Here is a 17,484-nt window from a genome sequence, read left to right as displayed (position 1 = left end):
CGCGTCGCGTGTCGCTAACCGCCACGCGATGACCGACCTCAAGCTGTTCAACTCGCTGACCCGCTCGCTGGAGACCTTCCAGCCGATCCATCCGGGTGAGGCACGCGTCTATTCCTGCGGACCGACGGTCTACAACTACCAGCACGTCGGCAACATGCGCGCCTATGTGTTCGCCGACACGCTGGGCCGGGTGTTGAGCTTCAAGGGGTACAGGCTCACCCACGTGATCAACATTACCGATGTGGGCCACCTCACCAGCGACGCCGACGCGGGCGACGACAAGATGGAGAAGGCGGCAGCTTCGCAGGGCAAGTCTGCCTGGGACATCGCACGCCATTACCAGCAGGTTTTTGAAGCCGACCTCGCGCGGCTCAACATCCGTGAAACCGCGCACCCGCGCGCGACCGAGTATGTCGAAAGCATGATCGAGTGGGGCAAGGAGATCGAGGCGAAGCACTGCTACCGTCTCGACAGCGGGCTCTACTTCGATGTTACGACGGTGCCCGACTATGGCCGCCTCGCGCGCGCCTCCACCGACGAGGGCGAGAGCCGCATCGACAGCGTCGAAGGCAAGCGCCACGCGGCCGACTTTGCTATATGGCGCACCACGCCGCCGGGCGAGAACCGGCAGATGGAGTGGGATTCCCCCTGGGGCCGAGGCGCGCCCGGCTGGCATATCGAATGCTCGGTGATGAGCGCGCAGCTGCTCGGCCACCCGTTCGACATCCACACGGGCGGGATCGATCACCGCGAAATCCATCATCCCAACGAAATCGCGCAAAACCAGGCGCATTCGTGCGGCCCCGACACCGGCGCGCGGATCTGGATGCACAACAACTTCCTCGTCGACCGGCGGGGGAAGATGAGCAAGTCGACGGGCGATTTCCTCACCCTGCAGGCGCTGGTCGATCGTGGCTATCACCCGTTCGCCTATCGCCTGCTATGCCTGCAGGCCCATTACCGAAGTGAGCTGGAATTCACCTGGGAAGGGCTGGGTGCGGCGCTCACGCGGCTCAAGCGGATGGTCATGGCGATTGAAAAGCTCAAGGCCGACCTCGCCGCGAGCAAGCAGCCCGAAGGCAGCTTCCCCCTGAGCGATCAGGAGCGCTCCGTGTTCGACGAGGCGATTTCAAACGACCTCAACACGCCCGAAGTGTTGACTGCGGTCGAAGGAGTCCTCGGCGCGAAGAAGACGCCCGCGGCAAAGCGCATCCAGTTGGTCCGCATGGCCGACGAACTGCTCGGGCTCAACCTGCTGGGACTCACGCGCGCGGAATTGCGGCTTCGGCCGGCGGACGCCGCCATCGATGTGGCCGAGATCGAGCAGCTCATCGAGCAGCGCAAGGAAGCCCGGGCGGCGAAGGATTTCACCACGTCGGACGCCATCCGCGACTCGCTTGCCGCACGCGGGGTCGAACTGATGGACGGCGACGCGTTGGGATGGGAGTGGAAGCTCTGACCACAACGTCACCCCGGACTTGATCCGGGGTGGTGCTTTACTTCGACAGCTGCGCCAGAAAGAAGCACTGGCCCGGATCAAGTCCGGGCCGACGATTCAGGGGTAGGATTGGGTATATGACCGTTGCCGTGCTCTCGGGCCTCGTTCGCCCGCTCGTTGAGCCCCACTTGCCCGAGGGTATCGAGACGCGCTGGTACACTTCGGTGGAAGAAATGCTCGCGCTTGCGCCCGAGGCAGAGATCGGCTGGTTCGATCTCGACAAGAAGGAACCCATGGTCGAGGCGGTTCGCGCGGCGGGCAAGCTCAAATGGCTGAATTCGATCTACGCCGGGCTCGATTTTCTGCCGCTCGACCTGCTGGCGGAGCGCAAGGTGACGATCACCAACGGCGCCGGGATCAATGCGATCACGATCGCTGAGTATGTCGTCATGCTGATGCTGAGCCACGCCAAGGGCTACCGCGAGGTCGTTCGCGCGCAGGACCGGCACGAGTGGTTGATGGATTCGCCGGGCAAGATGGAGCTTGCCGGAAGCCGTGCGCTGCTACTTGGGCTCGGCGCGATCGGCGCCCTTATCAAGACGCGGCTCGAGGCGTTCGATGTCGAAGTGGTCCCGGTCCGCCGCTCGGCGAGTGAAGGTGCGCTGCGGCCCGACGAGTGGCGCGCCCGGCTCGGAGAATTCGACTGGGTCATTCTCGCTGTCCCGGCAACACCGGAAACCGACGCGATGATCGGCGCCTCCGAGCTCGCTGCAATGAAGGACAGCGCGGTGCTCGTGAACATCGCGCGCGGCGCGGTGGTCGACCAGGCGGCGCTGGTCGAGGCGCTCAAGGCCAGGTCCATCGGCGGCGCGCTTCTCGACGTGACTACGCCCGAGCCGCTGCCAGCCGACGACCAGCTGTGGAGCCTCGATAACGCGCAGATCACCATGCACCTTTCGGGTCGCGCGCAATCGAAGATGTTCGTGCGTTCCGCCGAGCGTTTCATTGCCAACTGCCGGCGCTATGTCGCCGATGAGCCGCTGGCGCCGATCTTCGATCCCGCGCGCGGCTATTGAGGCGAGACTCGCGCTCCCCCGTTTGATAAACCCCTGCCGATAAAGGCGGATAACCGCCCTTTCGGTCGCGGATATTCGGTGCGCTGCGGCGCAAACGGGGGGAGTGCGGCATGGCGACAGAGGGCAAACGCAAGGCTTCGGATCTGTTCGTCGAGTGTCTCGAGGCCGAAGGCTGCGAGTACATCTTCGGCGTCCCTGGCGAGGAAAATCTCGATTTTCTCGATTCCCTGAGCCGGTCGGAAAGCATCCGCCTCGTCCTCACCCGCCACGAGCAGGCCGCCGGGTTCATGGCTGCGACTTATGGCCGCCACACCGGCAAGACCGGCGTCTGCCTCGCGACCCTCGGTCCGGGCGCCACCAATTTCGTGACCGCCGCCGCCTATGCGACGCTGGGCGGGATGCCGATGATGATGATCACCGGGCAGAAGCCGATCAAGAAATCGAAGCAGGGCCGGTTCCAGATTCTCGACGTGGTGTCCATGATGGAGCCGATCACCAAGTACACCCACCAGCTTGCAGCAGGCGACAACATCCCCAGCCGCGTGCGCGAGGCTTACCGGCTTGCGGAGGAGGAAAAGCCCGGCGCGGTCCACCTCGAGCTGCCGGAGGACATCGCTGACGAGCAGACCGATGCGCAGCCGATTCCGCGCTCGGTCGCACGCCGCCCCTCGGCAGAGCCCAAAGCGGTCCGCCAGGCAGTAGAGGCGATCGAGCAAGCGCGAGCGCCCGTGCTGGTTATCGGCGCGGGGGCGAACCGCAAGATGACCGGCCGCATGCTCGAACAGTTCGTCGAGAAGACCGGCATCCCGTTTCTCACGACCCAGATGGGCAAGGGGGTGATCGACGAGCGGCATCCTAAGTTCCTCGGCTGCGCGGCGCTTTCGGCAGGCGATTTCGTGCACCGGGCGGTCGAGGATGCCGACCTCATCATCAATGTCGGGCACGACGTGATCGAGAAACCGCCCTTCTTCATGAAGCGGGGCGGCGCGCGGGTAATTCACGTCTCGACGCGCACGGCGGAGGTCGACCCGGTCTATTTTCCGCAAGTCGAGGTGATCGGCGATATCGCCAACGCGATCTGGCAGATGAAGGAGGACATCTCGCCCAACCGTTCGTGGAACTTCGACCGTATGCTTGGCTACCGCAAGGCGGAGCTTGAGCACACGAACCGGCTGGCAGAGGACGCGCGGTTTCCGATCTTTCCGCCACACCTCGTGGCGCAAGTGCGGGAGGCTATGCCGCGCGACGGGATCATCTGCCTCGACAACGGGGTGTACAAGATCTGGTTCGCGCGCGGGTATTGCGCGTTCCTTCCCAACACCGTCCTGCTCGACAACGCGCTGGCGACGATGGGTGCGGGGCTACCGAGCGCGATGATGAGTGCGATGCTCTATCCCGACCGCAAGGTGATGGCGATCTGCGGGGACGGTGGCTTCATGATGAACGACCAGGAAATGGAGACCGCCGTTCGCCTGAAGCTCAACCTTACCGTACTGATCCTGCGCGACGACAGCTACGGCATGATCCGCTGGAAGCAGGCGAACATGGGCTTCGAGGACTGGGGCCTGACCTACGGCAATCCGGATTTCGTGAAGTTCGCCGAAAGCTTCGGGGCCAGCGGCCACCGGGTGGCGTCGAGCGCGCACCTCGGGGAGTTGCTCTCGCACTGCAATTCCACGCCCGGCGTCCACCTGATTGACTGTCCGGTGGACTATTCGGAAAACGACCAGATCCTGAACAAGGACATTAGGGAGCTATCGAAGGCGCTCTAGCGTTGGCGGGGGGTGGAGGAGAGGTCGCTTGAACGAACACACGCTTCCCGAAACACTCGGCCCGGCCTCGGTCGTGGTCGAACCGATTATTGCCGAAGCGGAACCGGAAGCTCACGGGCGCCTCGACAGGGGCGGTATTTCATGGGCCGTGTTCGAGGGCGGGCGCGACCCGTACGTCATCCTCATCACGATCTACATTTTCATGCCCTACGTCTCGGCGTCGATGGTGGGCGATCCGGTGCGCGGGCAGGAATTGATCGCGCGCTATGCCCAGTACGCCGGCTGGATCGTCATGCTGACCGGGCCGCTGCTCGGCGCGGCGCTCGACAAGCTCGGTCCGCGCAAGCCGGGACTGGGCCTGATCGTCGCGGCGATGGTGCCGCTCATCGCACTGCTGTGGTGGGCCAAGCCTGACGGGACGGGTTTGACCATCGCGATGACGATGACGGTAACGCTGGTCATCGGCGTGCTCTTCGCGTGGTCGGAGGTCTTCCATAACGCGATGCTGGTGCGGGCCGTTGGCTTGAGGAACGTGCACGCCGCGTCCGGCCTTGCGCTGTCGCTGGGGAATGCGGCCTCGGTCCTCGCCCTCGGCTTTACCGCCTGGGCCTTCGCGCTGCCGGGGAAGGTGGACTGGGGCTGGGTTCCCGCGCAGCCGTTGTTCGGCTTCGATCCGGCGCTGCACGAACCGGAACGGGTCGTCGCCTTGCTCGCCGCTGGCCTGCTGGCGCTCGGCGCGGCGCCGCTGTTCCTGTTCACGCCCGACACGCCCCGAACCGGCGTGCCGGTGCTGCGCGCGGTTCGCGAAGGATTCGGTGACATCGTGCGGATGATCGCCACGGTGCGCCGCAACCGCGATGCGGTCGTATATCTCGTTTCGCGCATGTTCTTCTACGACGGGATGAACGGCGTTCTTTTCTTCTTCGGGGTGCTGGCCGCCGGGGTGATGGGGTGGGGGGCACTCGACCTGCTGATCACCGGCATCGTCCTCAGCGTGGTGGCGGTGCTCGGCGGACAGGTCGGCCGCTGGCTCGACCATGCGGTCGGCCCGCGGAACGCCCTGATGATCGAGATCGGCATGACGATGATCAGCCTGGTCGCGCTGCTCGGCATGAAGCCCGACACGATCCTCTATTTCTGGTCGTGGGACAGCGCCGCGCACCCGCCGCTGTGGGACGGGCCGGTGTACCGGACATTGCCGGACCTTCTCTACCTTCTGATCGGGTTCAACAATGCCATCTTCATCACGGCCCAGTATGCCTCGTCGCGCACCGCGCTGACTCGGCTTACCCCGCCAGAGCAGACCGGCGCGTTCTTCGGCGTCTATGCCTTGTCCGGCGTCGCAACCGCCTGGCTCGCCCCCGGGTTGGTCAGTCTCGTCACACGCCTGACCCAGAGCCAGCAGTGGGGCTTCGCCTCGATCGTGTTCCTGCTGGCAGTGGGGCTGGCCGGCCTGGCTTTCGTGCGCGGCGGGCGAACCGTCCAGCTTTCCAGTTAACCGAGGGCCATGATGACCAAACTCAAGGACACCTATCCGCTCTACCTCAACAACAAGGCAGTGCAGCCGAACACCGATCTGGCGGTAACCGACAAGTTCACCGGCGAAGTCGCCTTCCGCACCGCGCTGGCGACCCCTGACGTCATCGAGGAGGCAATCGCCGGCGCGGTCCGCGCGGCCGAGCCGATGGCCCGGCTGGCGAGCTACGAGAAGCAGGGCGTGCTCGACCATTGCGTGGCCCGCTTTCGCGAGCGTTTCGATGAGCTGGCGTATGCCCTGTGCGTCGAGGCAGGCAAGCCGATCCGCGATGCGGAGGGCGAGGTGACCCGCCTGATCGACACCTTCCGCATCGCGAGCGAGGAGGCGACCCGAAACTACGGCGAGATCCAGCCGCTGGACATTTCTCCCCGTGCCAAGGGCTACATGGGTATGTGGAAGCGCGTGCCGATCGGGCCGTGCAGCTTCATTTCGCCGTTCAACTTTCCGCTCAATCTCGCTGCGCACAAGATCGCCCCAGCGATCGCCATGGGCTGTCCGTTCGTGATGAAGCCGGCCTCGCTTACGCCACTCGGAGCGATCATCATGGGCGAAGTGCTGGCCGAGTGCGACGTCTTACCCGAAGGGGCGTTCTCGATACTGCCCGCCCACCGGGACGGGGCCGACATGTTCACGACCGACGAGCGATTGAAGCTGCTCTCCTTCACCGGCTCGCCGGGGGTGGGTTGGGACCTCAAGGCGCGGGCGGGCAAGAAGAAGGTCGTGCTTGAACTCGGGGGCAATGCGGCGGTGATCGTCGACAGGGATGCGGACCTCGACCACGCGCTGGAGCGGATCGTGTTCGGCGCGTTCTACCAGTCGGGCCAGAGCTGCATCGGGGTGCAGCGCATCCTGATCCACGACAGCGTGTACGACCGTTTCAAGGAGATGCTGGTCGCCAGAGCGAAAACGCTGGTGGCCGGCAATCCCCACGACCGCGACACTTTCATCGGACCGATGATCTCTGAAAAGGAGGCCACCCGCCTCAAGACGTGGATCGATGATGCGATCGAAGCGGGGGCGACACTCCTGTGCGGCGGAAAGCGCAACGGCGCGATGCTGGAGGCGACGCTGCTCGAAGGCGTGCCAATGGATTCCAAGGCAAACCGCGAAGAAGCGTTCGGCCCGCTTGCCAACCTCTCGCGCTTTTCGGACTGGGACGAGGCGCTGGCGCAGGTCAACGACAGCCGCTTCGGACTACAGGCGGGCATCTTCACCCGCGATATCCACCAGGTGCTCGACGCGTGGGACACGCTCGACGTCGGCGGGATCGTCGTGAACGACGTGCCGAGCTACCGGGTGGACAACATGCCGTACGGCGGGGTGAAGGATTCAGGCCTCGGCCGCGAAGGCATCCGCTTCGCGATGGAGGACATGAGCGAGATCAGGAACCTGGTCATCCGGCGTCTGTGACCATCCGTGGACCGCATGGGCCACTGTCTTGATTGAAACTGGATCGAAGGGTTCAGGCGTCCTCCAGCAGTAGCAGATCGCAGGTTACCCGCAGGGAAGGCGGGTCGAGCCGATGAACGGCCTCGACCACGGCCGCCTCCGCTACCAGTCGGCCTGGAATGCCGAACTCGTGATCGGGCAGGGTGACAATGAACTGCTCGCCTGCGTGCACCGCTTCTCTGCCTTCGAACCCAAGTTCAATGCTGTGGCGGGAGCCGGCAAAGGTGATGCTCGCCCAGCTCTTTTCGCGGTGCGCCAGAATGATGGCCTTGGAGCCGGCGATTTCCAGCAGTGCATCGCGAAGGCGTTCGCCCGTCGTGCGGCGGTTGCGCAAGCTTGGCGGCGCGGGCGGCTGGCGGTCAAACATGAATGGTCTCCCGGTATTTGTTCATGAAATGTTCCACACGAGAACGCATGGCGGAGCGCGGCTCTCGGCCCATTCTCAGGTCGAGCACCAGGCGCGGATCGTTGGCGGCCAGCCGGCCGAACTTGGTGGCGGGCATTTGATGCTCGCGGAGGAACTTCTCGATGGTGCGAATTAACATGCGACTCCCCGATGCGCTGCGACTCGTTTTGCGATCGAGGCCCCTAGCTTGCGGCTCAAATCCTACTTGTCTAGGAAAAATCCTACGCGTAGGAAGGAAAGATGGAAATGCCCTTATCAGTCGATCCTCGCCGCACGCTTCACGATCTCGCACGCGCGAGAAACGTAAGCCTGGCGAGTTTGTCGGAGATGATCGGACGTAATTCCAGTTACTTGCAGCAGTTTATTCGCAAGGGCAGCCCACGTAAGCTGGAAGAGGCGGATCGCCGCGCATTGGCACAATTCTTCGCAGTGCCCGAATCGGAGCTGGGGGCAGGCGAGGAAAATTCCTACGCGCCTTCGTCTCGCAGCGAATGGATCGAAGTCCCTCGCCTGCCACTCGGCGCGGCGGCGGGTCCAGGAGCCTTGACCGGCGACGAGGCGCCGTTCGACAGCTTTCGGTTCTCCAGGCGCTGGCTACGCGACCAGGGTCTTGCCAACGCGCGGCTTTCCGCAATCCGCGTACAGGGTGATTCAATGGAGCCCGTGCTTCACGATGGCGATGAGATTCTCGTCGACCGGGCGCAACGTGCGTTGCGGGACGGCATCCACGTGGTCCGCATCGGCGATGCGCTGCTCGTGAAGCGCTTGGCGACGGCCGGACCCGGCCGGGCAACCCTCCTCAGCCAGAATTATGCCTACCCGCCGATCGAGGTGGCTCTGGAAGAAGTCGAGATTGTCGGCCGAGTCGTCTGGAAAAGCGGTCGGCTGTGATCCGGCTCAGTTCTGAAACTTGTAAATCTTGCCCAGTGGCCATCCCTACAGAGAGTGACGAAATGTCCGTCAATGCAAGAAACACGAAATTATTATGTCCAGAGACGTAGTCACATAGAACGAAATTTGCTCTCCATTCGAGTCGCGGAGTTGCGATTCCGCCTCGGCATAGGGGAAAAGGTTGTTGGACCAACGGTTCTCATAAGGGTCGCACGAGTCGCTCGACCCGCTGGTCAGCGCCATTTTTTGGCCGAGCAAAGGGAACTGCAACCATGAACAAGTTCGTCTTAGCCGCGGCGGCGGCGTGCATCGCCGCGTCCGCGCCCGCCAGACAACCCGAGATGACGGTAACGGCAAACCCGTCCTTCACCTCCTGGGTCCAGAACGCCTCACGCAGCCTCGACAGGGCAATGGGGCGGGTGGATCTATCGCGCAGCGAGACGGGCATCACCTACGTCCGCTTCAACTGCGACGAAAACGGCAAGCCCCAGAACATCAAGACAGTCGCTTCGAGTGAGCGCAAGCCGAACCTCGATCGCGTGGGGCGCCAGACTGTCGGGAAGATCCGCACGCTGTATCCCCTGTTCAACGGGGCCAGGCCGAACCAGCTGATCGAGGCCGCCGTGATCGTGGCCGACAACCAGTACGACCTCGAAAAAATGCTAGCGGAGGCGAGGGAGCGGGCGGCCCAGCGCAACAGCCGCTGGGCCCAGAGCGGGCTACCCAGCCCGGTCGTATCGCTCGCAGTCGCCGGCGGCTTCTAAGCAGGCGGGGGTGGGGGAGGACAGTTCTCCGCCACCTTTGCTATTCCGCCGAAAGCGCGTCGCCAGCTCCTTGCCTGGGTTGCCAATGCGACCCTTGTGCCGCGTCTCTTCGGGCCAGCAGGACCTGCGGGGGCGCGCCGCGCTTACTTGCATTCGCGGCCCGGCACGGCCACTTCTTCGCTCCATGAACGACACTCAGCAACCGCCGATGCGCGCCGCGATCATCCCGGTGACACCGCTGCAACAGAACTGCTCGCTGATCTGGTGTACCCGGACGATGAAGGGGGCGCTGGTCGATCCCGGTGGCGACCTGGATCGGCTCAAGGCGGCCGTGGCCAAGGCCGGTGTGACGCTGGAAAAGCTGCTCGTCACCCATGGCCATCTCGATCACTGCGGGCAGGCGGGAATGCTGGCCAGGGAACTTGGCCTGCCGATCGAGGGTCCCCACGAAGCCGACCGGTTCTGGATCAGCCGGCTGGGTGAGGACGGCGGCAAGTACGGGATGCAGGCCGAAGTGTTCGAGCCTGATCGCTGGCTGCTCGATGGCGACACCGTGACTGTCGGCGACCTGACGCTGGAGGTAATCCACTGCCCGGGCCACACTCCCGGGCACGTGGTGTTCTTCCACCGCCCGTCGAACTTCGCGATCGTCGGGGACGTTCTGTTCCAGGGATCGATCGGCCGGACCGATTTCCCGATGGGCAATCACCAGGATCTTATCGACGCCATTACCCGGAAGCTATGGCCGCTGGGCAACGACGTGACCTTCATCCCTGGTCATGGCCCGACCAGCACTTTCGGCCGCGAACGGCAGACGAACGCCTTCGTCAGCGACTACGCTCTAAGCTAGAACTGCCCGAGCGCGATCAGCACCGCCACTACCGCTAGTCCCAGTTGGGTCAGCATGGTGATCGCCGTGCCGATCGAGCGCCCCTTGCCGAGCGCTCCGCCGTCCATGCCCAGACCGTGCGCCACGCGCCCGAGCATGTAGATCGCGGCAACCCAGGATAGCCACAGGCCCCCTTTGCCCGACAGCTCGATCGCTGCGATGAGCACCAGCACGAAGGCGGTATTCTCCACGAAATTGAGCTGCGCGCGCATTCGCGCGGTGAGCGGACCGCCGGCGTCGTCGCCGATGGAAATCTTGTGCGCCATGCGCAGGCGGCCGATCCGCATCGAGAGCCAGATGTTGATGACGGCAGCCGCGGCAGCGGCGGTTAGCGTAACCGGAAGGATCATCAGCCCCATAACTCCCCGAAGAATATCGATGCGATCCGGCAGGTCAGCTAGCACAGTGGCGCGCGCTTGCAACGCGCGCGAATTTCGCTATAGGCCGCGCCTTCCCGCGAAGGCTGGGTTCCGTGAAGCGTGCCCGCCCGCATGGGTTGTGCGCTGCGGGGCGTTGGCCTAGAGCGCCCGTCAATCGAACGATATCACTGGAACAGGTGCCGCAATGGCTGTCCCCAAAAGAAAGACTTCGCCCTCTCGCCGGGGCATGCGCCGGTCGCACGACGCTCTCAAGGTCGAAGCGCATCACGAGTGCAGCAACTGTGGCGAGCTGAAGCGTCCGCACAACCTGTGCGGCCACTGCGGTCACTACAACGGCCGCGAAGTCATCGCCGTCGGCCTCTGACGGCCGGTAGACGGGTCGCGCTGTCATGACACTGCCCCGTATCGCCGTCGATGCGATGGGCGGCGATGAGGGCGTGCAGACGATGATTTCTGGCGCCGCCCTCGCGCGGCGCCGGCACGACAAGTTCAAGTTCCTGCTGGTGGGCGACGAGCCGCGGATCAAGGCCGCGCTCGATGCGCATCCGCAGATGCGTGGCGCTTCCGAGATACTTCACTGCGACGATGTGGTTTCCGGAGACGAGAAGCCGACCGCCGCACTGCGCCGCGCCAAGACCACCAGCATGGGTCTCGCAGTCAATGCGGTTAAACAGGGCCATGCGGGCGCCGCGGTCAGCGCGGGCAACACCGGCGCGCTGATGGCGATGAGCAAGCTCTCGCTGCGCACCATCAAGGGCATTGACCGGCCTGCGCTGGCGGCGTTGATGCCCAGCCTGGGCGAAAACGACGTCATCATGCTCGATCTCGGCGCCAATACCGAGTGCGATGCGCGCAACCTCGTCCAGTTCGCCATCATGGGCGCGGCCTATTCCCGCATCGTCACCGGGCGCGAGGCGCCGCGCGTCCGTCTTCTGAATATCGGCACCGAGGAAACCAAGGGCACCGAGCAGCTGCAGGAAGCCACCCAGCGCCTGCGCGCCGCCACCGGTCTCGCGCTGAGCTTCGACGGTTTCATCGAGGCGGACAAGATCAATCGCGGGTTCTGTGACGTGGTCGTGACCGACGGCTTTTCCGGCAACATCGCGCTGAAGGCGATCGAGGGTGCCGCGCGCTTCGTGACGGACTTGTTGCGCAACGCGTTCACCAGCTCGCTGCGATCCAAGATCGGATTTCTCGTCTCTCGACCCGCCACCGAGTTGCTCAAGCATCACCTCGATCCGAACAATCACAACGGGGCGGTATTCCTTGGCCTCAACGGCGTGGTGGTAAAAAGCCACGGCAGCGCCAACGCGACCGGAGTGGCCAACGCCGTGACGGTCGCCGCCCGCTTGCTGGAGGAAGACCTGACGCACCGCATCTCCGCCGACCTCGCCGAGCTCGGCGAAACGCGGTTGCGCAGCAGCGCCCGCGCGAACGCCGCCGGGAAGGTCGACCGCGAGGCCGAAGCCGAAGCTGACACGAGCGAAGGGCAAGGCGCGTGATCCGCTCGGTCATCGTAGGATCGGGCTCGGCGCTGCCGAAGCGCGCGGTGTCCAACGCCGAAATGGCGCAGATGGTCGATACCAGCGATGAATGGATCGTCGAGCGAACCGGCATCCGCAATCGCTACATCGCGGGCGAGGGGGAGACGACTGCGACCCTCGCCGCCGAAGCCGCGCGGGCAGCTCTCGAAGCCGCATCGCTTGGCCCGGGCGACGTCGGCCTGATCGTCCTCGCCACTGCCACCCCGGACCAGACGTTTCCCGCGACCGCTACCAAGGTGCAGGACCTGCTGGGTTGCCACGGAGGGGTAGCGTTCGATGTCGCCGCGGTATGTTCGGGCTTTCTCTACGCGCTGGCGACCGCCGACTCGATGCTCAGAACCGGTCTTTCCAAACGCGCGCTGGTAATCGGCGCGGAGACCTTCAGCCGCATCCTTGACTGGGAGGACCGCACTACCTGCGTCCTGTTCGGCGACGGTGCCGGCGCGATGATTCTCGAAGCCCGCGACGTCGGCGAAGACGGGCCCGGTGTCATCTACAGCAAGCTGCATGCCGATGGCGCGCATAATGAGCTTCTCTATGTCGATGGCGGGCCGTCCACGACGGGTACGGTCGGCAAGGTCCGGATGAAAGGGCGCGAGGTCTTTCGTCACGCGGTGACCAATCTCGCCTCGGTCCTTGAAACCGTGCTCGCCGAAACCGGTTTTGCCGCGACCGACATAGATTGGGTCGTGCCACACCAGGCAAACGCGCGGATTCTCGACGCCACCGCCCGCAAGCTCGGGCTCCCGCCCGAGAAAGTCGTGGTCACCGTCGATCGTCACGCCAACACCTCGGCCGCATCCGTGCCGCTCGCCTTCGACGCCGCGGTGCGCGATGGCCGCATCAAGCCGGGCGATCTGGTCATGCTTGAGGCGATGGGCGGCGGGTTTACCTGGGGCGCCAGCCTCGTTCGCATATAGCGGATTGGGAAATCCTGCGCATAAAGCATTGCGCTAAGCGGAAAATTCGCTAGCATAGCGGCAATCACCGGGTCGCTCCGTTATGCAGGAGAACAGCCGCCATGACGCGCTCGGTAAGCACTCTGACCCGCGCAGACCTCGCGGACATGATCAACCGCAAGCTGGGCTTTTCGCGCGCGGAAGCGCTCGACCTGGTCGAGGCGGTCCTTCGTCATATGTGCGAGGCGATGTCGCGGGGCGAGAACGTGAAGATTTCGGGTTTCGGCACTTTCGTGCTGCGCGAAAAGCGCGAGCGGATCGGCCGTAATCCCAAGACGGGCGTGGAAGTGCCCATCACTCCCCGGCGTGTGATGACTTTCCGCGCCAGCCAGCTGCTCAAGGAGCGAGTGGCGAAGGGCTGAGGGCCGGGAGCAGGATTAGCGGATGGCGGGCTTCGACGACGGCAAGGACGAGGGTGCGCTGCGCACGATCGGTGAACTGGGCGAGGCGCTCGGCATCAAGGCCCACGTCCTTCGGTATTGGGAAGAGCAGTTTCCAAATCTCCGGCCGCTCAAGCGCAGCGGCGGGCGCCGCTACTATCGTCCTGAGGACGTGGCTCTGGTGCGCGAGATCGACCGCCTCGTGAACCGCGAGGGATATACACTGCGCGGTGCGCGGACTGCGCTGAAGGATTTTCGCACGTCCCCGGGCGCGAGCCCATCGGGAGAAGCCCGAGAACAGCGAACCGCTCCCGAGGCCGCCACGGCCCACGACGCGGTGCCGCCCGAATTGGTCGAGAGGCTGCGCGCCATCCGCACTACTCTGGCGGACGCGCTCGAATTCTGACCACCTCGTGTGCCGAAACGACTCTGGGCCGGCGCTGTCATGTGCGCGATCCCATGCCGCTTCCGTCCCCCAGGTCTGAGACCCCGCCGGTCCACCATCGAGAAGGGTTTCGGACGGACGCGGCGCGTTGATCGGGACGCGCTGTGTCGCTGACCTCATTCCGCGGCGAGCAGTTCCTCTGCCGCGCCAAGGTCGACGCTGACCAGCCGGCTGACCCCTCGCTCGACCATCGTTACCCCGAAAAGGCGGTGCATCCGGCTCATCGTCACCGCGTTGTGAGTGACGATGAGATAGCGGGTGTCCGTTTCCGCGACCATGGAATCCAGCAGGTCGCAGAAACGGTCGATGTTGGCATCGTCGAGCGGCGCGTCGACCTCGTCGAGCACGCAAATAGGCGCGGGGTTGGTAAGGAACAGTGCGAAAATCAGCGCGATCGCGGTGAGTGCCTGCTCCCCGCCAGACAGCAAAGTTAGCGACTGCAAACGCTTGCCCGGCGGCTGAGCGAAGATCTCGAGACCCGCATCGAGCGGATCGTCGCTGTCCACCAGCGCTAGGTGCGCCTGGCCGCCCTCGAACAAGCGGGTGAACAACCGGCGGAAATGCTGGTCGACCTGTTCGAACGCAGCGCGGAGTCGTTCGCGACCCTCACGGTTCAGGTTGCCGATCGACCCGCGCAGGCGGTTGACCGCTTCGACTAACTCCGCCTGCTCCTCCGCGCTCGTGCCGTGCTCCTGCTCGATTCGCGCCAGTTCCTCGGCGGCGACGAGATTCACTGGGCCGATCCGCTCGCGCGAGGCGACCAGCCGGTCCATTTCCTCCGATTCAAGGCCAGCATTGCGCACATCCTCGGCGGCGAAGCCGAACCGGCTCACCAGCAGGGGCGGGGGGCACTGGAAGCGCTCGCCCGAAATGCGGTTCATCTCGTCGCGGCGCTGCTCCTCGCTTTCGGCCCGTGCCGAGAGACCCGCACGGCTCTCCCGGGCCGCGGCAAGCGCCTCCGTCGATTCGGCGAGGACCCGGTCGGCGGCTTGTGCGCTGGCCTGAGCTTCGGCTACCGCGCCTTCCGCTTCTGCGAGTTCGTGCGAGATCCGCGCGCGGACGCTCTCGCCTTGCTCGATCTCGAGCATGAGCGATGCGGGCTTTGCGGCCACCACCGCGCGTTCTTCTTCGATTTCCTCGAACCGCCGCGCCATGTCTCCGAGACGCCGCGCCGCCTCGCTCGAGCGCGCCTGCCAGCTTGCCATTTCCGCGCGCTGCGCCGCCGTTCGCTCGCGCGCGATGGCGATTGCCTGATCGTGCGCGGCAATATCCGCGGACGCTGACTGGAAGGTCCTTCGCGCCGCGTCGTGCCGATCCCGCGCGGCGTCCAGCGACCTGCGCCCGGCGTCGGTCGGGGGGAGAGCGGCGCGCCTCGCTTCCGTGGCTCCCAAGTCCACCTTGGCCGCCGCCTGCTGCTTGCCCAGGTCCGTCCTGATCGTTTCCAGCTCGGCCAGTCTCGCAGCGTGGCGCTCACGCTCCGCTTCGGCCTGATCGAGCCTGCGAAGAGCGGCGCGCTCTCGCTCCACCGCACCTTGGAGATCGCGATCGTCGGCAACCAGCTCCTGCTGGAGCCGCGAAAGCTCCTCCTGAGCGCGAGCCTGGTTTTCTTGCGCTTCGGCAAGCGCGGCCTTGAGCGGGGGAAGCAGCCCCTCCAGTTCGGTCAGGCGATTTTCGGCTTCAAGGCGCGCTGCCTCGGCCGCGCCTTCTCCCCGCGCGACGAATCCATCCCATCGCCGCAAGGCGCCCGCGATCGTGACCAACCATTCGCCCGGGCGGAGCAGGCGCCCGTCGTCATTCGGCACCACGTGAACCAGCGCGAGCCGCGCCGCGAGTTCCGCAGGGCACTTCAGTACGTGGCGCGCGAGCGTGTCGGGCACCGGCTCGGGCGTTTTGGAGCCCGTCCAGAACCGTCCTTCTATCTCGCTTCCGGGCGAACCCAGCGGGGCCTTGGCATCGCGGCCCAGCACTGCGGCGAGTGCCCGTTCGTAGCCCGGTGCGGCGCGCACACGGTCCAGCGCGGGCGGCAGGCCGTGGCGATTGGCAGCCTGCTTGGCGCGAGCCTGGCGATCACGATCGAGGGCGGAGAACTCGCGCTCCACGCCGGTGAACTCGGCACGGGCGGCGGACAGCGCGCTCGCGGCTTCGTCCCGCGCGGACCGCAAGCCGTCGGCGCCGGCCCGCTTCGTTTCGAGCGCCATGCCGCGGCGGGCGACTTCATCGGTCGCTTGTTCGGCATTTGCCCGGGCCTCGTTGACCGCGATGACAGGATCGCCGGCACGATCGAGAGCGGCGCGCCCTTCCTCGACGCGCCGGATTTCTGTTTCCACCCGCGCAAGACGGGCGGCGGCTTGCGTGACTTCGGCCTCCGCGACGCGCCATTCGGCTTCGAGGCCGGCGTGATCCGCGGTCGCCTTGGCGAGCGCGAGCTCTGCGGTGCGCGCGGCGCGATCGGCGTCTTCCAGCTTCGCGACGAGGCCCGGGCGGCGCGCTTCGTCAGCGGCGAGGGCTGCCGCGCTTGCGGCCGCTTCCCGGTCCAGTCGGGCGAGCGCGTCCGCAGCATCCCGCGTCAGGCGGTCGGCGTCGCCGCGATCCTGCTCCAGCCGTCTCCGCTGGCGTTCCAGGTCGCTTAGCCGTTGCTCCGCAGCTTCAAGCTGGCTGGACAACGCCGCCATGCGATGCCCGTGGGCATTGGCATCGTCCCGCCTGTCGGCGAGGACGTCGCGCGCCTGGGCGAGGGTTTGCGCGGCGCTGGCCTGGGCCCTCTGCGCGGCACCGGCCGCGTCCTGCGCACCGGACACACGCTGTTCGGCTGCCTTGGCCTCAGCCCGCGCAGCCTCGGCTGCCGCGGCAGCGTCACGCCAGCGCGCGAACAGCAGGCGGGCCTCGGCCAGCCTGATTTCTTCCGACAGCGCCTTGTAGCGTTCGGCCTGGCGCGCCTGGCGGCGCAGGCTGGCGATCTGGCTGTCGAGACCCGCCATCAGGTCTTCGAGACGCGCGAGGTTCGCCTCGGTCTGGCGAAGCTTTCCCTCGGCATCGCGCCGGCGCACATGCAGGCCTGCGATCCCGGCGGCCTCTTCGAGCATCATTCGCCGTTCGGCAGGCTTGGCGGCGATGACCTGCGCAATCTTGCCCTGGCTCACAAGGGCGGGCGAATGCGCGCCGGTCGCGGCGTCGGCAAAGGTCAGCGCGACGTCCTTGGCTCGCACGTCGCGTCCGTTGACGCGGTAAGCGCTGCCGGCCCCGCGCTCGATCCGGCGCACGACTTCGAGTTCCTCGCCATCCCCGCTGTTTCCCTGCAGCACGACCTCGGCGAAGTCGCGCGGCGGACGGCTGGCGGTGCCGGCGAAGATGACATCGTCCATCCCGCCCGAGCGCATCGACTTGGGCGAGTTCTCGCCCATCACCCAGCGGATCGCTTCAAGCAGGTTGGACTTCCCGCAGCCGTTAGGCCCGACTACCCCGGTCAGGCCCGGCTCGATGCGCAGTTCCGACGGCTCGACGAAGCTCTTGAAACCGCTGAGCTTCAGTCGACGGATGCGCATGGCCGGGTTTTC

Annotated in this window: 17 protein-coding genes; 13 read left to right on the top strand and 4 right to left on the bottom strand. The window is 65.5% G+C overall.

The genetic code is table 11. The features are described from left to right. Positions 1 to 28 precede the first annotated feature (28 nt). From cysS to IEW58_RS07150, 5 genes are all read left to right on the top strand, one after another. A complete protein-coding gene (gene cysS, locus IEW58_RS07170; protein WP_188644501.1) occupies positions 29 to 1,459 on the top strand; it encodes a cysteine--tRNA ligase in 1,431 nt (476 codons plus the stop codon). Positions 1,460 to 1,575: 116 nt separating this feature from the next. Beyond that, positions 1,576 to 2,514: a D-2-hydroxyacid dehydrogenase gene (locus IEW58_RS07165; protein ID WP_188644500.1), complete on the top strand. Its 939-nt coding sequence runs from the start codon at positions 1,576 to 1,578 to the stop codon at positions 2,512 to 2,514. Positions 2,515 to 2,624: 110 nt separating this feature from the next. Continuing rightward, complete coding sequence (locus tag IEW58_RS07160) at positions 2,625 to 4,286, top strand: acetolactate synthase large subunit (protein WP_188644499.1); 1,662 nt, start codon at positions 2,625 to 2,627, stop codon at positions 4,284 to 4,286. Between the two features lie 28 nt (positions 4,287 to 4,314). Beyond that, positions 4,315 to 5,784 (top strand): MFS transporter, encoded by a 1,470-nt coding sequence (locus IEW58_RS07155; RefSeq protein ID WP_229658483.1) that lies wholly within the window; start codon positions 4,315 to 4,317, stop codon positions 5,782 to 5,784. Between the two features lie 12 nt (positions 5,785 to 5,796). Continuing rightward, entirely contained in the window at positions 5,797 to 7,233 is a 1,437-nt protein-coding gene (locus IEW58_RS07150) for an aldehyde dehydrogenase family protein (protein WP_188645709.1), read from the top strand. A 52-nt stretch (positions 7,234 to 7,285) separates the two neighbouring features. On the opposite strand, the gene IEW58_RS07145 is transcribed toward IEW58_RS07150, so the two are convergent. After that, entirely contained in the window at positions 7,286 to 7,639 is a 354-nt protein-coding gene (locus IEW58_RS07145; protein WP_229658482.1) for a hypothetical protein, read from the bottom strand. Further along, positions 7,632 to 7,817: a hypothetical protein gene (locus IEW58_RS07140; protein ID WP_126176567.1), complete on the bottom strand. Its 186-nt coding sequence runs from the start codon at positions 7,815 to 7,817 to the stop codon at positions 7,632 to 7,634. Before IEW58_RS07140 ends, IEW58_RS07145 begins: the two co-directional genes overlap by 8 nt. 107 nt (positions 7,818 to 7,924) lie before the next feature. On the opposite strand from IEW58_RS07140, the gene IEW58_RS07135 reads away from it, so the two are divergent. From IEW58_RS07135 to IEW58_RS07125, 3 genes are all read left to right on the top strand, one after another. Beyond that, on the top strand, positions 7,925 to 8,569 hold the full coding sequence (locus tag IEW58_RS07135; protein WP_188644498.1) for a S24 family peptidase: 645 nt from the start codon (positions 7,925 to 7,927) through the stop codon (positions 8,567 to 8,569). Between the two features lie 272 nt (positions 8,570 to 8,841). Beyond that, positions 8,842 to 9,333 carry a hypothetical protein gene (locus IEW58_RS07130; protein ID WP_188644497.1) on the top strand — a complete coding sequence of 164 codons (492 nt, stop codon included), beginning with the start codon at positions 8,842 to 8,844 and terminating at the stop codon, positions 9,331 to 9,333. A gap of 208 nt (positions 9,334 to 9,541) precedes the next feature. After that, on the top strand, positions 9,542 to 10,183 hold the full coding sequence (locus IEW58_RS07125) for an MBL fold metallo-hydrolase (protein WP_188645707.1): 642 nt from the start codon (positions 9,542 to 9,544) through the stop codon (positions 10,181 to 10,183). Here IEW58_RS07125 and IEW58_RS07120 read toward each other — a convergent pair. Continuing rightward, entirely contained in the window at positions 10,180 to 10,572 is a 393-nt protein-coding gene (locus tag IEW58_RS07120; RefSeq protein WP_188644496.1) for an MAPEG family protein, read from the bottom strand. The two genes, IEW58_RS07125 and IEW58_RS07120, sit on opposite strands and share 4 nt — an antisense overlap. 214 nt (positions 10,573 to 10,786) lie before the next feature. Here IEW58_RS07120 and rpmF point away from each other — a divergent pair, with 214 nt between their 5' ends. The 5 genes from rpmF to IEW58_RS07095 all read left to right on the top strand — a co-directional run bounded on the left by rpmF (position 10,787) and on the right by IEW58_RS07095 (position 13,891). Then, positions 10,787 to 10,966 carry a 50S ribosomal protein L32 gene (gene rpmF / locus IEW58_RS07115; protein ID WP_188644495.1) on the top strand — a complete coding sequence of 60 codons (180 nt, stop codon included), beginning with the start codon at positions 10,787 to 10,789 and terminating at the stop codon, positions 10,964 to 10,966. A 25-nt stretch (positions 10,967 to 10,991) separates the two neighbouring features. Further along, positions 10,992 to 12,104: a phosphate acyltransferase PlsX gene (plsX, locus tag IEW58_RS07110; protein WP_188644494.1), complete on the top strand. Its 1,113-nt coding sequence runs from the start codon at positions 10,992 to 10,994 to the stop codon at positions 12,102 to 12,104. Further along, positions 12,101 to 13,066, top strand: coding sequence for a beta-ketoacyl-ACP synthase III (locus IEW58_RS07105; protein WP_308419261.1), 966 nt, complete (start codon positions 12,101 to 12,103; stop codon positions 13,064 to 13,066). Before plsX ends, IEW58_RS07105 begins: the two co-directional genes overlap by 4 nt. Before the next feature lie 101 nt (positions 13,067 to 13,167). Next, on the top strand, positions 13,168 to 13,467 hold the full coding sequence (locus IEW58_RS07100; protein ID WP_188644493.1) for an integration host factor subunit alpha: 300 nt from the start codon (positions 13,168 to 13,170) through the stop codon (positions 13,465 to 13,467). Between the two features lie 22 nt (positions 13,468 to 13,489). Continuing rightward, positions 13,490 to 13,891 (top strand): MerR family transcriptional regulator, encoded by a 402-nt coding sequence (locus IEW58_RS07095; protein WP_188644492.1) that lies wholly within the window; start codon positions 13,490 to 13,492, stop codon positions 13,889 to 13,891. Positions 13,892 to 14,046: 155 nt separating this feature from the next. Here the strand turns inward: IEW58_RS07095 and IEW58_RS07090 are convergent, their stop codons facing one another. Next, positions 14,047 to 17,472, bottom strand: coding sequence for an AAA family ATPase (locus IEW58_RS07090; protein ID WP_188644491.1), 3,426 nt, complete (start codon positions 17,470 to 17,472; stop codon positions 14,047 to 14,049). Between the last annotated feature and the right edge of the window lie 12 nt (positions 17,473 to 17,484).

The organism is Tsuneonella deserti (assembly GCF_014644315.1).
Lineage (GTDB): Bacteria > Pseudomonadota > Alphaproteobacteria > Sphingomonadales > Sphingomonadaceae > Tsuneonella > Tsuneonella deserti.
Note: the sequence above shows the minus strand (reverse complement) of the source record. Positions and strands in the feature narration are given on the sequence as shown.

Excerpts from the sequence above, each read along its gene's own strand:
- IEW58_RS07150 (WP_188645709.1), top strand. The coding sequence starts at position 5,797 with ATGACCAAACTCAAGGACACCTATCCGCTCTACCTCAACAACAAGGCA.
- IEW58_RS07165 (WP_188644500.1), top strand. The coding sequence starts at position 1,576 with ATGACCGTTGCCGTGCTCTCGGGCCTCGTTCGCCCGCTCGTTGAGCCC.
- plsX (WP_188644494.1), top strand. The coding sequence starts at position 10,992 with ATGACACTGCCCCGTATCGCCGTCGATGCGATGGGCGGCGATGAGGGC.
- IEW58_RS07160 (WP_188644499.1), top strand. The coding sequence starts at position 2,625 with ATGGCGACAGAGGGCAAACGCAAGGCTTCGGATCTGTTCGTCGAGTGT.
- IEW58_RS07100 (WP_188644493.1), top strand. The coding sequence starts at position 13,168 with ATGACGCGCTCGGTAAGCACTCTGACCCGCGCAGACCTCGCGGACATG.
- IEW58_RS07090 (WP_188644491.1), bottom strand. The coding sequence starts at position 17,472 with ATGCGCATCCGTCGACTGAAGCTCAGCGGTTTCAAGAGCTTCGTCGAG.
- IEW58_RS07140 (WP_126176567.1), bottom strand. The coding sequence starts at position 7,817 with ATGTTAATTCGCACCATCGAGAAGTTCCTCCGCGAGCATCAAATGCCC.
- IEW58_RS07145 (WP_229658482.1), bottom strand. The coding sequence starts at position 7,639 with ATGTTTGACCGCCAGCCGCCCGCGCCGCCAAGCTTGCGCAACCGCCGC.
- IEW58_RS07135 (WP_188644498.1), top strand. The coding sequence starts at position 7,925 with ATGCCCTTATCAGTCGATCCTCGCCGCACGCTTCACGATCTCGCACGC.
- IEW58_RS07125 (WP_188645707.1), top strand. The coding sequence starts at position 9,542 with ATGCGCGCCGCGATCATCCCGGTGACACCGCTGCAACAGAACTGCTCG.
- IEW58_RS07120 (WP_188644496.1), bottom strand. The coding sequence starts at position 10,572 with ATGATCCTTCCGGTTACGCTAACCGCCGCTGCCGCGGCTGCCGTCATC.
- rpmF (WP_188644495.1), top strand. The coding sequence starts at position 10,787 with ATGGCTGTCCCCAAAAGAAAGACTTCGCCCTCTCGCCGGGGCATGCGC.
- IEW58_RS07095 (WP_188644492.1), top strand. The coding sequence starts at position 13,490 with ATGGCGGGCTTCGACGACGGCAAGGACGAGGGTGCGCTGCGCACGATC.
- cysS (WP_188644501.1), top strand. The coding sequence starts at position 29 with ATGACCGACCTCAAGCTGTTCAACTCGCTGACCCGCTCGCTGGAGACC.
- IEW58_RS07130 (WP_188644497.1), top strand. The coding sequence starts at position 8,842 with ATGAACAAGTTCGTCTTAGCCGCGGCGGCGGCGTGCATCGCCGCGTCC.